This window comes from Streptomyces sp. NPDC030245 (genome assembly GCF_055572995.1).
Map to the genome: position 1 here is coordinate 38,341 of NZ_JBVICF010000003.1, position 14,082 is coordinate 52,422.

Below are 14,082 nucleotides of genomic sequence, written 5' to 3' on the forward strand. Positions count from 1 at the left end.
AGCGCGCGCGAGACAGACCGGAACGGGACTCAGCGCGCGAGGCAGAGATGCGAGTTCAGCAGGAGAGGTGACACACGCAGCCTGCGTAGCGGACGAGGTCCATGTGGACTCTCCGCCACAGGCGAACATCGGTGTCGGTCACGATCCGGAGTAGACCACGGAGCCGGGGGCCGGTCAACCCGGGCTCAGCATGCGAGCCAGGGATGCCGCCCGACGGCCGCTGAGACGCATTCTGGCGCGCCCATCCCGGCCCGCCCTGCCCGTAGCTCGCCGGTAGCGGACCTGGGCGCTCTCACGCCGTCACAGCCGACAAGCAGACACGCGCCGAAGGCGAGCCGCGCCGCGCCGCGGCTCCCGCCCACGCCTAACGCCTCGTGGCCCCTGCCGCACGCTGCGCCTCGTCCGCCCCATCCACCCGGTCAGCCCGGCCCGCCCCCTTTGCCCCCACCGCCCCCTTCGCCTCGTCCCCAGGCCCCGGCGCCGCCGGCCCGCCCAGCGCCGCTTCGGCCGCCGCGTACAACTCCGCCGGCCGCACTCCGGAGAGTGCGGTGACCAGGTGGCCGTCGGGCCGTACGAGCAGGACCGAGTGGGCCGCCGCCCCGGGGTAGCTCTCCGCGACGAGCAGCTCGGCGGGGTGGGGCAGCGCCGTGACGGCGGCCGCGAGCCGCGGCATGATGCCGGCGGTCACCCAGTGCCGCCGCTCCCACACGACGGTGCCCGGCGCGACGAGGACGACGATCAGGTGACCTGTTCCGAGCCGGTCCCGCAGCTGTACGAAAGAGCCGTCCGGCGCCGTCACGCGCACATCGGCGACGGGCGCCCCGGGCTCCGTCCCGACCACCGTGACGGATTCGGACGGAGCAGCCGACAGGGGCGAATCGGCGTACGAGGGGGGAGCTCCGAGCGGGCCGCGCCCCACGTGCCCGTCCATGAGGAGAGCGTCGTGTCCGCGTGCGGTTCCGGGTACGTACGACCGCAGGCCCTTGCCGCCGCGCAGCGCGGGCAGCGCCTGGTCGGCGGCGCGCAGCCGCGCGGCCACGCCGGCCCGCCGCTCGACCTGATAGCTGTCGAGCAGCGATTCGCGTGCGCCGTGGTGCCAGGAGAGCGCCAGTTTCCACGCGAGGTTGTCGGCGTCCCGCAGGCCTTCGTCGAGGCCTTGGCTGCCGAGCGCGCCGAGCAGGTGCGCGGCGTCCCCGGCGAGGAAGGCGCGGCCGACCCGCCACCGTCGGGCGAGCCGGTGGTGGACGGTGTGCACGCCCGTGTCGAGCAGTTCGTACGGCGGTGTCGAGCCCCCGCACCAGCCCGCGAGGGTCTCCCGGATGCGCACGACGAGGGCGTCGGGTGTCACCAGGTCACCGCGTGGCGGAAGCAGCCAGTCGATGCGCCACACGCCGTCGGCGAGGGGGCGGCCGGTCACCTCGGCGCCCCCGTGGCGCCACGGGGGCGCCCGGTGCAACAACGCCTGACCCGGCCACGGAAGTTCCGTGCGCAGCGCGGCCACGGCGTGTCGCTCGACGGCCGTGCGTCCCGGGAAGCGGATGTCGAGGAGCTTGCGCACGGTGGAGCGTGCTCCGTCGCAGCCCACCATGTAACTGCCGCGCCACAACGTGCCCTTGGGCCCGCGTGTGTGCGCGGTCAGCCCGCCCGCGTCCTGTTCCAGGGAGTCGAGTTTGCTCTCGACCGCGATCTTGACGAGCGGTTCGTCGGCGATGGCGGTGCGCAGCGCGCCCGTCAGGACGTGCTGCGGCAGGTGCAGCGGCGCGGGGGCGTCGTCACTGAACTCCACCTCCCGCAGTAGCTGCTTGCGCCGCACGGACCGCCAACCGGTCCACCGTGCGCCGGTCTCCGTGTCGCCGAATGAGTGGCCCGCGAGCCGTTCCACGAACGCCGCCGTGTCCTCGCGGAGCACGACGGTCCGCGCGAGCCGATGCTCGTCCTTGCCCTGTCCCTCGTCGAGGACGACGGTGGGCACCGACTGGCGGGCGAGCGCGAGGGCGAGGGCGAGCCCGACGGGGCCCGCGCCGACGATGATCACCGGGTCCACGGCGCACACCCTCCGGCCCGTCGGGCTCCGAGGGTCCGGACTGCCCGGAAGCGCTGGACGTACGTACAGAAACTGGCAGTTGGAGCCCGGTGCACGATCACAGAACGTATGCAACCCATTGCCGGTGCTTGCGTCAAGTGACGATGGCAGCGGCACACACGGGGACCGGGGCCGGAACATGGCCCCGGCGTTCTGCCGACAACGCGCGTGGGGGACGGCGCGAACACCGTCCCCCACAACTGTACCTACAGTGCGTCAGTTTGACTTTCCAACTGGGCCCTTGGAGTCGTCCTCGGGCCCGTCCGTGTCCGCGCCGGCGTCGGCGGGCGCGGCCGGAGCGCCGGGCGCGGGCTCCGCGGCGACTGTCGGGCCGAGCGGCGTGGCCGCGTCGAGCACGCCGGGAGCCTCCGCGGGCTCGGCGGCCGCGGCCACCACGATGCCCGTCTTGGTGCGGCGCCCGCGCTTCTCGATCCAGGTGGCGAGCGAGGAGAGCGCGAGGCAGAGGGAGATGTAGATGACACCGAAGACGGTGACCGTCTGGACGAACGGGTAGGTGCCGTTCACCGGCGTGTTGTTGGCGATCAGCCGTGCCGAGTACAGCAGCTCGGGGTAGAGGATCATGAAGCCCAGCGAGGTGTCCTTGAGGGTCACCACGAGCTGGCTGATGATCGTCGGCAGCATCGACCGCACGGCCTGCGGGAACAGGATGGTGGTCATCACCTGGGTCTTGTTCAGACCCAGGGCGTACGCCGCTTCCTTCTGGCCCTTGGGCACGGCGTTGATGCCCGCGCGCAGCACCTCGGCCTGGACGCAGCCGTTGTAGATCGTCAGACCCAGGACCAGCGCCCACAGCGGGGTCATGTCACCGAGGATGCCGACCCAGAGGGCGAAGATCGTGATCAGCAGCGGGATCGACCGGAAGAGGTCGATGAAGACGACCGAAAGCCAGCGGATCGGTCGGTGGTCGGAGAGCCTGCCGACACACAGCACGACCGCGAAGGCGAGCGACAGGACACCGGCGAGGGCGAAGGCCTTCAGCGTCGACAGCAGCGCGTCGAAGATGTTCTCGCGGATGCCCGAGTAGTTGAAGATGTCCCACAGGGCACCCTCGAACTCGCCCTTCTCGTTGAGCCGCAGCACCACCCAGGCGATGAGGCCGAGCACTGCCACGGTGCCGACGACGGAGTAGATCCTGTTACGGACCTTGGCCTTGGGGCCCGGTGCGTCGAAGAGAACGCTGGCGCTCATCGGGCGACCTCCATTCGGTGCTCCAGCAGCCGGAAGGCGCCATTGATGGCGTACGTGATGATCAGGTAGGCGACCGTGACCCAGACGAAGATCATCGTGATGTCGTAACCGTCATTGCTGAGGGTCTTGGTGACGTTGAACAGGTCGACGTTGTCGAAGCCGCCCGCGATCGCGGAGTTCTTCGTCAGCGCGATGAAGATCGAACCCATCGGGGCGATGACCGCGCGGGTGGCCTGCGGGAGCACCACGACCCGCATGACCTGGGTGAAGCTCATGCCGAGCGCACGGGCCGCCTCGGCCTGGCCCATCGGCACGGTGTTGATGCCGGAGCGGAGGGCCTCGGCCACGAAGGACGACGTGTAGAAGCCCAGCGCCGTGACGCCGAGCACGAAGGAGTCCATGTCCGGGAAGAGGATCTTCGGCAGGATGAAGAAGGCCACCAGGAACAGCAGCGTCAGCGGGGTGTTCCGGAGGATGTTCACCCACAGGGTGCCGAAAACGCGCAGCGGCGGGACCGGGGAGACCCGGAAGGCGGCGATGATCACGCCGAGCACCATGGCTATGACGCCGCTGACCACGGTCAGCTCCACGGTGCCGATGAACCCCTCGCGGAACAGCGACAGGTTGTCGGTCAGTACGTTCATGAATTCTCCGCGAGAGGGCGGTCGGACGGCGATGTGCTCACAACACGCCCCGCCCCGCACGGGCCGTCAGGCCGTACGAAGCGGGGCGCGGGGTGTCACTTGGGGTCGGTGAAGGCCGGCGGGTCCTTGTACTCGGAGCCGGACTTGCCGATGGTGGCGTCGAACGCCTTCTTGTAGTCGCCGTTCTCCTGGTGCGCCTTGATGGCGTCCGCGACGGCCTTCTGGAGCGCCTTGTCGCCCTTCTTCAGGCCGACACCGTAGGGCTCGTCGGAGAAGGGCTTGCCGACGACCTTGAGCTTGCCGGGGTTCTGCGCGGCGTAGCCCATCAGGATGGCGTCGTCGGTGGTGACGGCGTCGACCTGGTTGTTGAGCATCTGGGCCACGCACTCGGAGTACTTGGACAGCTCGGTGACCTTGGCGCCGTACTTCGGCTTCTTGATGTTTTGCAGCGGAGTGGAGCCGACGATGGAGCAGACCTTCTTGCCGCGGACGGTCTCGGGGCCCTTGATGTCCTTCTCATCCTTGCGGACGAGGAGGGAGGCACCGGCGTGGTAGTACGGACCGGCGAAGTCGATCTGCTTCTTGCGCTCGTCGTTGATCGTGTACGTGCCGATCATCAGGTCGACGTCGCCCTTGGAGACAGCCGTCTCGCGCGCGCCGGAGTCGATCGTCTTCCACTCGATCTGCTTGGCCGAGAAGCCGAGATCGGCCGCGATCATCTTGGCGATCTCGATGTCGAAGCCGGAGTACTCCTTGGTCGACTGGTCCTGGAAGCCCAGGTACGGCTGGTCGGCCTTGGCGCCCACGACGAGCTTGCCGCGCTCCTTGGCGGCCTTGAACACGGACGAGTCGACCGAAGCGTCCTTCTTGACCGTGTAGCTGAGGGCCTTCGTGTCCTTGCCGTTCGGGCCTTCCGGCTTGTCGCCGGCCGAACCCTCCTTGCCGCCGCAGGCGGTGGCGGTCAGCGCGATGGCAGCGACTGCTGCCACGGCGGCAGCGGACTTGCGGAGCTTCATGGTGAACATCCTCTGTTTCGACTGGTGTTGAGACGGCGTGGGAGCCTCAGTGCTTAAGGATCTTCGACAGGAAGTCCTTGGCCCGGTCGCTGCGCGGGTTGTTGAAGAACTGGTCAGGCACGGCCTCTTCGACGATCCGGCCGTCTGCCATGAAGACGACACGGTTGGCCGCGGAGCGGGCGAAACCCATCTCGTGGGTGACGACGACCATCGTCATCCCCTCCCGGGCGAGCTGCTGCATCACCTCGAGGACCTCGTTGATCATCTCCGGGTCGAGCGCCGATGTGGGCTCGTCGAAGAGCATCACCTTGGGGTCCATCGCCAACGCGCGCGCGATGGCGACGCGTTGCTGCTGACCGCCGGAGAGCTGCGCGGGATACTTGTCGGCCTGGGAGGCGACGCCCACGCGGTCCAGCAGACCGCGCGCCTTCTTCTCCGCCTCCGCCTTGCCGATCTTGCGCACCTTGGTCTGGCCCAGCGTCACGTTCTCGAGCACGGTCTTGTGCGCGAAAAGGTTGAAGGACTGGAAGACCATGCCCACGTCCGCACGGAGCCTGGCGAGCTCCTTGCCCTCCTGGGGCAGCGGCTTGCCGTCGATCGAGATGTCTCCCGAATCGATCGTCTCCAGGCGGTTGATGGCGCGGCACAGCGTCGACTTGCCGGACCCCGAGGGGCCGATCACGACGACGACCTCACCGCGGGCGATGGTCAGGTCGATGTCCTGGAGGACGTGCAGAGCGCCGAAGTGCTTGTTGACGTTCTTCAGCACGACAAGGTCGTCCGCCCCAGGCGGTATGGCGTCCTTGGTCACCGATACTTCGGTCACGGCTTGTTGCTCCATCCTCCTCGGTTGGGAGGACAGTAATAACCCAGTGCGACCAGCGTCATTACATCTGAGGGGAAATTGAGCATAACGATCCGGCCGCAACCGGACACACCGTGTGAAGAGGGTCCACGGAGTGCGTACCGGGTGGGTAACGGAACGTGCCGACGCCCGGAACCCTCTTGACGCGGTCCTTATCCATCGGCGTGGATGCCATGGGACGCTCGCGCGGCCACCGGCCATGAATACCGGCCACTACGGAACGACCGATGAACTGGAGGGGGCCCTCATGCGACTGCTTCTCGTCGAGGATGACGATCATGTGGCCGCCGCCCTGTCCGCGGTCCTGGCCCGGCACGGCTTCGACGTCGTGCACGCCCGCAACGGCGAAGAGGCCCTCCAGGCCCTGCTGCCCGCGGAAACGCCCCCCTTCGGAGTGGTGCTTCTCGACCTCGGTCTGCCCGACCAGGACGGCTACGAGGTGTGCGGCAAGATCCGCAAGCGCGGCTCGACTCCGGTGATCATGGTGACGGCACGTTCCGACGTACGCTCCCGGATCCATGGCCTGAACCTCGGAGCCGATGACTACGTAGTGAAGCCGTACGACACCGGAGAGCTCATCGCCCGTATCCACGCGGTCATCCGCCGGCCCGCCCCCGTCGGCGCTCCGGCCCCCGGCGACAGCGACCTGCGGCTGGGCCCCGTACGCATCGAACTCCCCACCCGGCAGGTCAGCGTGGAGGGTTCGGTCGTCCAACTGACCCGCAAGGAGTTCGACTTGCTCGCCCTCCTCGCCCAGCGCCCCGGAGTGGTGTTCCGGCGGGAGCAGATCATCAGCGAAGTGTGGCGCACCAGTTGGGAAGGGACGGGCCGCACCCTGGAGGTGCACGTGGCCTCCCTGCGTTCCAAACTGCACATGCCGGCCCTGATCGAGACCGTGCGCGGCGTGGGCTACCGCCTCGTCGCCCCGGCCGCTTAGCCAAGAGCGAGGACAGGTGCGCTCTCGCCTCCTCCCGCTGCTGATCATCCTGATGGCGGGCGTCCTGCTCGCGCTCGGATTTCCGCTCGCCGTCAGCGTCGCCGCCGCCCAGCAGCAGAAGGTGGTCGTCGACCGGATCGACGACACGGCCCGCTTCGCCTCACTCGCGCAGTTCGTCACGAAACGCCCCACAGGGCCGCTCGACATGGGGAGCACGGACGAGCGCCGCGAGACCCTGCAAAAGGAACTCGACGACTACTTCGACGTGTACGGCATCCGCGCGGGCGTCTTCTACCGCGACGACGGCGCCATGGCCCAGTCCCCGAACGACTGGTTCCTGCCCCGCCACGGAGCCCTGCGGGACGCCTTCGAAGAAGCGCTCCGCTCCCGCGGCAGCCATGACCCCGAGCAGGTGTGGCCCTGGCAGCGGGGGCGGCTGGCCGTCGCCTCCCCGGTGATCAAGGACGGAGACGTCATCGCCGTCGTCGTCACGGACTCGCCGACCGGACGCATGCGTTCGCAGACGCTGCACGGCTGGCTGCTCATCGGCGCCGGCGAGTCGGCGGCCATGCTCCTCGCGGTCGGCGCGGCGCTGCGGCTCACCGGCTGGGTGCTGCGCCCGGTGCGCGTCCTGGACGCGACCACGCACGACATAGCGACAGGGCGTCTCAGGTCCCGGGTCGCGGTGGCCGGCGGGCCGCCGGAACTCAGACGCCTCGCCCGGTCGTTCAACGAGATGGCCGACAACGTCCAGGACGTCCTCGAGCAGCAGCGCGCCTTCGTCGCCGACGCCTCCCACCAGCTGCGCAACCCGCTCTCGGCCCTCCTGCTCCGCATCGAACTCCTCGCCCTCGAACTGCCCGAGGACAACGCGGAGATCGCCTCGGTCCGCACCGAGGGCAAGCGCCTGGCCCAGGTCCTCGACGACCTGCTCGACCTGGCGCTCGCCGAACACGTCGCGGCCGACCTGAGCCTCACCGACATCGGGGAGCTGGCCGCCGAGCGCGTCGCCTCCTGGCGGCCGCTCGCCGACGAGCGAGGTGTGCGGCTGACGGGCACGTGTCCGGCCACCACCGGCTGGGCCGACCCGGTCGCCCTCTCCAGCGCGCTGGACGCGGTGATCGACAACGCCCTGAAGTTCACCCCCGAGGGCGGGCCCGTCCACGTGGCGGTCTCCTCCTGCGACGCGACGACGACCGTCGTGGTCACCGACGGCGGCCCCGGCCTCACCGAGGACGAGCTCACCCGCGTCGGCGACCGCTTCTGGCGCAGCAACCGCCACCAGAACGTGAAGGGCTCCGGGCTCGGCCTGTCCATCTCACGGGCCCTGCTCGCGGCGGGCGGCGGCTCGATCACGTACGCACACCACGAACCGCACGGACTGAAGGTGACGGTCAGCGTCCCACGCGGTGAGCCGCCGGCTCAGCGCTTCGCCGAACGGCTCAGGGCTTGACCGAGCGGTAGTAGCGGCGCGCCCCCTGGTGCAGCGGCAGCGGGTCCGTGAACAGGGCGGTGCGCAGATCCACCAGCTGCGCCGCGTGCACCTCGTCGCCGATGTGGTCGCGGCTGTCGATGACGGTCCGGGTCAGTCCTTCGGTCAGTTCGGGATCGGCCCGGTCCGTGGTCACCAGGAGGTTCGCCACGGCCAGCGTCGGCACGGCGGAGCCCAGCTGCGCCTCGGGATAGGCGTCGGCGGGCATCGTCGCGGCCCGGTAGTAGCGCGAGGCACCACCCTGCTTGTGCAGCGAGTCGACGAGATAGCCGAGCTTCACGAGCTTGATGTCCATCTCGTTCGAGAGCGCGCGCACGGAGGTGGTCGGAAGCCCGCCCGACCAGAAGAAGGCGTCGATCGAGCCGCTCTTCAGGAGGTCGGGCATCGTGTCGATCCCGGCGGACACCGGCTTGATGTCCGTGACCGGGTCCAGGCCCGCGGCGTCGAGCACCCTGTCGGCTATCAGCCGCACTCCGGAGTGCTCCTGTCCCACCGCCACCCGCTTGTTCCGCAGATCCGCGACGGTGTCGATCTTCGAGGAGCGGGCCACCACGAGCTGCACGTAGTCGTCGTACAGCCGCGCGCAGCCGCGCAGCCGGTGCCAGCCAGGCTCGGCGTTCAGACGGTACGTCTCCACGGCGTCGGCGGCGGCGATGGTGAAATCAGCCTTCCCGGTGGCCACCCGCGCGACGTTCTGCTGCGAACCCTCACTGTTGAGGAGCTCGACGTCGACATCGGGCATGTCCTCCGAGATCGCCGTCCGCAGGAGCTTGCCGTACCGCTCGTACACGCCCTTCTTCACGCCCGTACTGAACGCCATCCGTCCGCTCGGGGAGTCCTCGCCCATGGGCACAAGCCACCACAACAGCAGCCCGAACACCACGAGGGCCGCGGCCGAACCTTGCAGGGCGCGGCGCCTGCTGATGTGGGGGAGTGCCTTGAGCATGCGCGCGATCCTGCCAGCCCGGTCACCGTACTGACCAGGGGCGCGGTCACACCGCACCACTCCGGAGCCCACCTCCAGGGCACCCCGGTCCGAATCCGCGGGCACGCGCGCGTGGCGACCCCGTACCCTGGGGGACGAGATGAGCGCGAAGACTTACGAGGTGCGCACCTACGGGTGCCAGATGAACGTCCATGACTCCGAGCGGCTGTCGGGCCTTTTGGAGGACGCCGGCTACGAGCGTGCGCCCGAAGGGGCGGACGGCGACGCCGACGTCGTCGTCTTCAACACGTGCGCTGTGCGCGAGAACGCCGACAACCGTCTGTACGGCAATCTCGGCCGCCTGGCGCCGATGAAGACCAAGCGTCCGGGCATGCAGATCGCCGTCGGCGGCTGCCTCGCCCAGAAGGACCGCGACACCATCGTCAAGCGGGCGCCCTGGGTCGACGTCGTCTTCGGCACGCACAACATCGGCAAGCTGCCGGTCCTCCTGGAGCGCGCCCGCGTCCAGGAAGAGGCGCAGGTCGAGATCGCCGAGTCGCTCGAAGCCTTCCCTTCGACGCTGCCGACCCGCCGCGAGAGCGCGTACGCGGCCTGGGTCTCCATCTCCGTCGGCTGCAACAACACCTGCACCTTCTGCATCGTGCCCGCCCTGCGCGGCAAGGAGAAGGACCGCAGGACCGGCGACATCCTCGCCGAGATCGAGGCGCTCGTCGCCGAGGGCGTCTCCGAGATCACCCTCCTCGGGCAGAACGTGAACGCGTACGGCTCGGACATCGGCGACCGCGAGGCCTTCAGCAAGCTGCTGCGCGCCTGCGGGAAGATCGAGGGCCTGGAGCGCGTCCGCTTCACCTCCCCGCACCCGCGCGACTTCACGGACGACGTGATCGCCGCCATGGCCGAGACGCCGAACGTGATGCCGCAGCTCCACATGCCGCTTCAGTCCGGCTCGGACCGGATCCTCAAGTCGATGCGCCGCTCGTACCGGCAGGACCGCTTCCTGGGCATCATCGAGAAGGTCCGCGCCGCCATGCCGGACGCGGCGATCTCCACCGACATCATCGTGGGCTTCCCCGGCGAGACCGAGGAGGACTTCGAGCAGACGATGCACGTGGTCCGTGAGGCCCGCTTCGGGAGCGCCTTCACCTTCCAGTACTCCAAGCGCCCCGGGACCCCGGCGGCGACCATGGACGGCCAGATCCCCAAGGAGGTCGTCCAGTCGCGTTACGAGCGTCTGGTGGCCCTCCAGGAGGAGATCTCCTGGGAGGAGAACAAGAAGCAGGTCGGCCGCACCCTGGACCTGATGGTCGCCGAGGGTGAGGGCCGCAAGGACGGCGCCACGCACCGCCTGTCCGGCCGCGCCCCCGACAACCGCCTGGTCCACTTCACGAAGCCGGACACCGAAGTGCGCCCCGGTGACGTCGTGACCGTCGAGATCACCTACGCCGCACCGCACCACCTGCTGGCCGAGGGCGCCGTGCTGAACGTGCGTCCCACGCGCGCGGGCGACGCCTGGGCGAAGCGGAACGCCGAGGCGGCCGCGAAGCCCGCCGGTGTGATGCTGGGACTGCCGAAGATCGGCGCTCCCGCGCCGCTTCCGGTCGCGACGGGCAGTGGCTGCGGCTGCGACTGACCACTCCGTAGTCGTGGGTCTGAGGTCGGACTCGGGAGAGATCTCCTCATAGGGCGCGTTACTCTGCGGATCATGCTTGTCGCCGCAGCCGTCTGCCCTTCTCCGCCGCTGCTCGTCCCCGAGGTCGCCGCGGGCGCCGCCCCCGAACTGGACGCCGCGCGCGCGGCGTGCTCGGACGCCGTCGGAGTGCTCGCCGCCGCGCGGCCCGACCGGCTCCTCGTGGTCGGCCCGGCCGGGCAGAACGGGCGCGGCCCGTACCCGCAGGGCGCGCGCGGGTCCTTCCGGGGGTTCGGTGTGGACGTCGATGTACGTCTCGGACCGGCGCCCCAGTACACACCGGACGACGAAGCCGTGCGGCGTGAGCTTCCGACGTCGCTCGCCGTCGCCGGCTGGCTGCTCGAACGCACGCGTTGGTCGACCGCTCCGATGGAAGGTCTCGGCGTGCGGGAAGCACTTGCCGCCGAGCGGTGTATCCAACTCGGAGAAGAGCTCGGGGCCGGGGCGGACCGGGTGGCACTGCTCGTGATGGGCGACGCGAGCGTGTGCCGCACCCTGAAGGCGCCGGGGTACCTCGACGAGCGTGCGGCCGGCTTCGACGCGGAGGTGGGGCGCGCGCTCGGCGCGGCCGACATCGCGGCGCTGAAGGCGCTGGACGTGGGTCTCGCGGCGGAGCTGAAGGCGGCGGGCCGCGCCTCGTGGCAGGTGCTCGCCGGTGCGGCGGACGGCGCGTCGCTGAGCGGCGAACTGCTCTACGAGGACGCGCCGTACGGCGTGGGGTACATGGTGGCCGCCTGGTCGTAGCGAGGCTTCCGGGGGCGCTTCCAGGAGCGCCTCGCCGCACCTGAGCGCGACAAGGAGCCACGCGCGCCCTAGTCACCGGCGCGATCGCGCGGGGGCCTCTTACGGAGGCGTCAGGACGTGCGGAGGCGGCCGCGAAGCGGAGTGCTCCGCGGCCGTCCGCCGCTGCGGTTCAGGAAGCCGGAGGAGGCGATGGAGGCGTCGGCGGGGTGGTGCCGCCGCCCGCGTCCTTGCCCTGGTCCGGCTCGGCGAGACGGTCGACCGCGTCCTTGGCCTTCTCCGCGCCCGTCCGGATCTTGTCGCTGTACTTGCCCTTGGTCCTCTCGTCGACCACTTTCGCGGCCTTGTCGAGGCCCTGGTCGATCTTGTCCCCGTGCTGCTGCGCGAGGTGCGAGACCTTGTCCTTGGCAGGGGCGAGCTTGGCTTTCAGTTGGTCCAGGAAGCCCATGGGTCCACCTTCCCTCGCCGGGGAGCTACTTCCGGGCGCCCTCACCGGCCTCGTTGTCGGCGGCCTTCTCCGCGGACTGCTGCTTCGGGATGTCCACGCCGTCCGCCTCGGCCCCTTCGGCGGCCTCGTCGGACGTGCCCTGGGTAACGCCCTCGGCGTCCTTGTCGGCCTCGGCGGCGGGCTTCGCATCGGCTTCGGCCTTGGCGGGCTCCGCGGCCGCCTCCGGCTCGGCCGTCAGCGTGTCGGAAGCCGCATCGGCCGTCGAGGCCTCCGCGCCGTCCTTGGCCTTCCGACGGAACCGTGAAAAAACGCCCATATCTACTCCATACGTTACTCGTGTGGGCGAAATCCCGCCCCGCCCGGTGCGTCTCATTGCGTCGCCCGGGTGATCGGTCCTCGAAACCGGCGGCCGGAACCTCGCAACAGGCAACGACCCCGGAGCCGTGCCGTCACGTCGCTCGTTCGGGAAGGGGGTGCGGGGTTTGCGAGACTGGAGCGGTGAGTAGTGCAGCCCCCGCCCCGCGGGTCATCGCCGTCGTCGGTCCGACCGCGGCCGGAAAGTCCGATCTGGGCGTTTTCCTCGCCCAGCGTCTCGGCGGCGAAATCGTCAACGCCGACTCGATGCAGCTCTACCGAGGGATGGATATCGGTACCGCCAAACTGACGCCCGACGAGCGCGGCGGTGTGCCCCACCACCTCCTCGACATCTGGGACGTCACGGAGGCGGCCAGCGTCGCCGAGTACCAGAAGCTGGCACGCGCCGAGATCGACCGTCTCCTCGCCGAGGGCCGCTGGCCGATCCTCGTCGGCGGCTCCGGCCTCTACGTCAGGGGAGCGGTGGACCACCTGGAGTTCCCCGGCACCGACCCCGCCGTGCGGGCCCGCCTGGAGGAGGAGCTCACGCTGCGCGGCTCCGGAGCCCTGCACGCCCGCCTCGCCGCCGCCGACCCGGAGGCGGGCCGGGCGATCCTGCCCAGCAACGGCCGCCGGATCGTCCGCGCCCTGGAGGTCATCGAGATCACGGGCAAGCCCTTCACCGCCAACCTCCCCGGCCACGACTCCGTCTACGACACCGTCCAGATCGGCGTCGACGTGGCACGCCCCGAACTCGACGAACGCATCGCCACGCGCGTGGACCGCATGTGGGACCGGGGCCTCGTCGACGAGGTGCGCGCGCTGGAGGCAGAGGGGCTGCGGGAAGGGCGTACGGCGTCCCGGGCGCTCGGCTACCAGCAGGTGCTCGCGGCGCTCGCGGGAGAGTGCACGGAGGACGAGGCGCGCGCCGAAACGGTCCGCGCCACCAAGCGCTTCGCGCGCCGTCAGGACTCGTGGTTCCGCCGCGACCCGCGGGTGCACTGGCTCAGTGGGGCGGTGGCCGACCACGAGGAACTCCCGGCCCGCGCACTGGCGTTGGTCGAACGACCGGTCACAGCCTGATCACGTGATGGCATCGGGACGCTCCGGCGGTCATCCCGGCACCTGACGCCGTGCCATCATCGACCATCGATCGACCGGTGAAGTCCGAAGTGGGAGGGCGCGTGGCGATGGAGGCCGGCCCTCGTGACACCGCACATGACGGCGGGGAGCAGCTGAGTCCCGACGGTCCCGACGAGACCCGGGACAGCGTGACGGACGACGGCCCCGACCCGGACGCGATGTCCCAGGAGCCCGAGGTCGAGGTCGAGCTGCGTCCGCAGCCCCGGCTGCGCGTCTGGCAGCTCGCACCCATCGTGATCCTGGCCGCGGTCGGATCCCTGATGTTCGCGTTCCCGCTCGCCTTCGAGTTCGGCGACGGCGGCGCCGTCGTCGCCATGCTCGGGCTGCTGCTCAGCTGCTGCGCCGCGGGCTGGGGCATGATGGCCGCCCGCCGCGTGGGGCACACCTGGCCCGGACTGCCCGAGCGCGGCTCCGGGCGCCGCCCGGACTGGCGGGTCGTCTCCGGGTACGCCGTGCTGTTCCTGGGCGCCGTGGTCCTCGCCGTGTGGCGGGTGGCCAGACTCCGCTGAGACCGTGC

15 protein-coding genes are annotated in these 14,082 nt (G+C 70.1%); 6 read left to right on the forward strand and 9 right to left on the reverse strand.

Annotated elements, in window-relative coordinates; genetic code table 11:
• Positions 1-55: 55 nt before the first annotated feature.
• From ACZ4Z4_RS08840 to ACZ4Z4_RS08865, 6 genes are all read right to left on the reverse strand, one after another.
• Positions 56-142, reverse strand: a complete 87-nt coding sequence (locus ACZ4Z4_RS08840; RefSeq protein ID WP_361730811.1) for a putative leader peptide — start codon at positions 140-142, stop codon at positions 56-58.
• Positions 143-364: 222 nt separating this feature from the next.
• A complete protein-coding gene (locus ACZ4Z4_RS08845; RefSeq protein ID WP_468324281.1) occupies positions 365-2,044 on the reverse strand; it encodes an FAD-dependent monooxygenase in 1,680 nt (559 codons plus the stop codon).
• 255 nt (positions 2,045-2,299) lie between these two features.
• Entirely contained in the window at positions 2,300-3,292 is a 993-nt protein-coding gene (locus tag ACZ4Z4_RS08850; RefSeq protein WP_468324284.1) for an amino acid ABC transporter permease, read from the reverse strand.
• A complete protein-coding gene (locus tag ACZ4Z4_RS08855; protein WP_468324287.1) occupies positions 3,289-3,936 on the reverse strand; it encodes an amino acid ABC transporter permease in 648 nt (215 codons plus the stop codon). Before ACZ4Z4_RS08855 ends, ACZ4Z4_RS08850 begins: the two co-directional genes overlap by 4 nt.
• Before the next feature lie 95 nt (positions 3,937-4,031).
• On the reverse strand, positions 4,032-4,952 hold the full coding sequence (locus ACZ4Z4_RS08860) for a glutamate ABC transporter substrate-binding protein (protein ID WP_468324290.1): 921 nt from the start codon (positions 4,950-4,952) through the stop codon (positions 4,032-4,034).
• 46 nt (positions 4,953-4,998) lie between these two features.
• Entirely contained in the window at positions 4,999-5,778 is a 780-nt protein-coding gene (locus tag ACZ4Z4_RS08865; RefSeq protein ID WP_398304982.1) for an amino acid ABC transporter ATP-binding protein, read from the reverse strand.
• A 286-nt stretch (positions 5,779-6,064) separates the two neighbouring features.
• Between ACZ4Z4_RS08865 and ACZ4Z4_RS08870 the strand changes: the two genes are divergently transcribed.
• Positions 6,065-6,754 carry a response regulator transcription factor gene (locus tag ACZ4Z4_RS08870; RefSeq protein ID WP_468324293.1) on the forward strand — a complete coding sequence of 230 codons (690 nt, stop codon included), beginning with the start codon at positions 6,065-6,067 and terminating at the stop codon, positions 6,752-6,754.
• 16 nt (positions 6,755-6,770) lie between these two features.
• Positions 6,771-8,207, forward strand: a complete 1,437-nt coding sequence (locus ACZ4Z4_RS08875; protein ID WP_468324296.1) for a sensor histidine kinase — start codon at positions 6,771-6,773, stop codon at positions 8,205-8,207.
• Here ACZ4Z4_RS08875 and ACZ4Z4_RS08880 read toward each other — a convergent pair.
• Positions 8,197-9,192, reverse strand: a complete 996-nt coding sequence (locus ACZ4Z4_RS08880) for a TAXI family TRAP transporter solute-binding subunit (protein ID WP_468324299.1) — start codon at positions 9,190-9,192, stop codon at positions 8,197-8,199. The two genes, ACZ4Z4_RS08875 and ACZ4Z4_RS08880, sit on opposite strands and share 11 nt — an antisense overlap.
• 139 nt (positions 9,193-9,331) lie before the next feature.
• Here ACZ4Z4_RS08880 and miaB point away from each other — a divergent pair, with 139 nt between their 5' ends.
• On the forward strand, positions 9,332-10,822 hold the full coding sequence (gene miaB, locus ACZ4Z4_RS08885; RefSeq protein WP_468324302.1) for a tRNA (N6-isopentenyl adenosine(37)-C2)-methylthiotransferase MiaB: 1,491 nt from the start codon (positions 9,332-9,334) through the stop codon (positions 10,820-10,822).
• Positions 10,823-10,894: 72 nt separating this feature from the next.
• Entirely contained in the window at positions 10,895-11,623 is a 729-nt protein-coding gene (locus ACZ4Z4_RS08890) for a class III extradiol dioxygenase subunit B-like domain-containing protein (protein WP_468324304.1), read from the forward strand.
• 169 nt (positions 11,624-11,792) lie between these two features.
• Here the strand turns inward: ACZ4Z4_RS08890 and ACZ4Z4_RS08895 are convergent, their stop codons facing one another.
• Together ACZ4Z4_RS08895 and ACZ4Z4_RS08900 are read right to left on the reverse strand one after the other, a co-directional pair.
• Positions 11,793-12,068: an antitoxin gene (locus ACZ4Z4_RS08895; protein WP_468324306.1), complete on the reverse strand. Its 276-nt coding sequence runs from the start codon at positions 12,066-12,068 to the stop codon at positions 11,793-11,795.
• Positions 12,069-12,093: 25 nt separating this feature from the next.
• Positions 12,094-12,384 (reverse strand): hypothetical protein, encoded by a 291-nt coding sequence (locus ACZ4Z4_RS08900; RefSeq protein ID WP_468324309.1) that lies wholly within the window; start codon positions 12,382-12,384, stop codon positions 12,094-12,096.
• Between the two features lie 182 nt (positions 12,385-12,566).
• On the opposite strand from ACZ4Z4_RS08900, the gene miaA reads away from it, so the two are divergent.
• Both miaA and ACZ4Z4_RS08910 read left to right on the forward strand, forming a co-directional pair.
• Positions 12,567-13,505, forward strand: coding sequence for a tRNA (adenosine(37)-N6)-dimethylallyltransferase MiaA (gene miaA / locus ACZ4Z4_RS08905; RefSeq protein ID WP_468324312.1), 939 nt, complete (start codon positions 12,567-12,569; stop codon positions 13,503-13,505).
• 107 nt (positions 13,506-13,612) lie between these two features.
• Complete coding sequence (locus tag ACZ4Z4_RS08910; protein ID WP_468325723.1) at positions 13,613-14,074, forward strand: hypothetical protein; 462 nt, start codon at positions 13,613-13,615, stop codon at positions 14,072-14,074.
• The last annotated feature ends 8 nt before the right edge of the window (positions 14,075-14,082 follow it).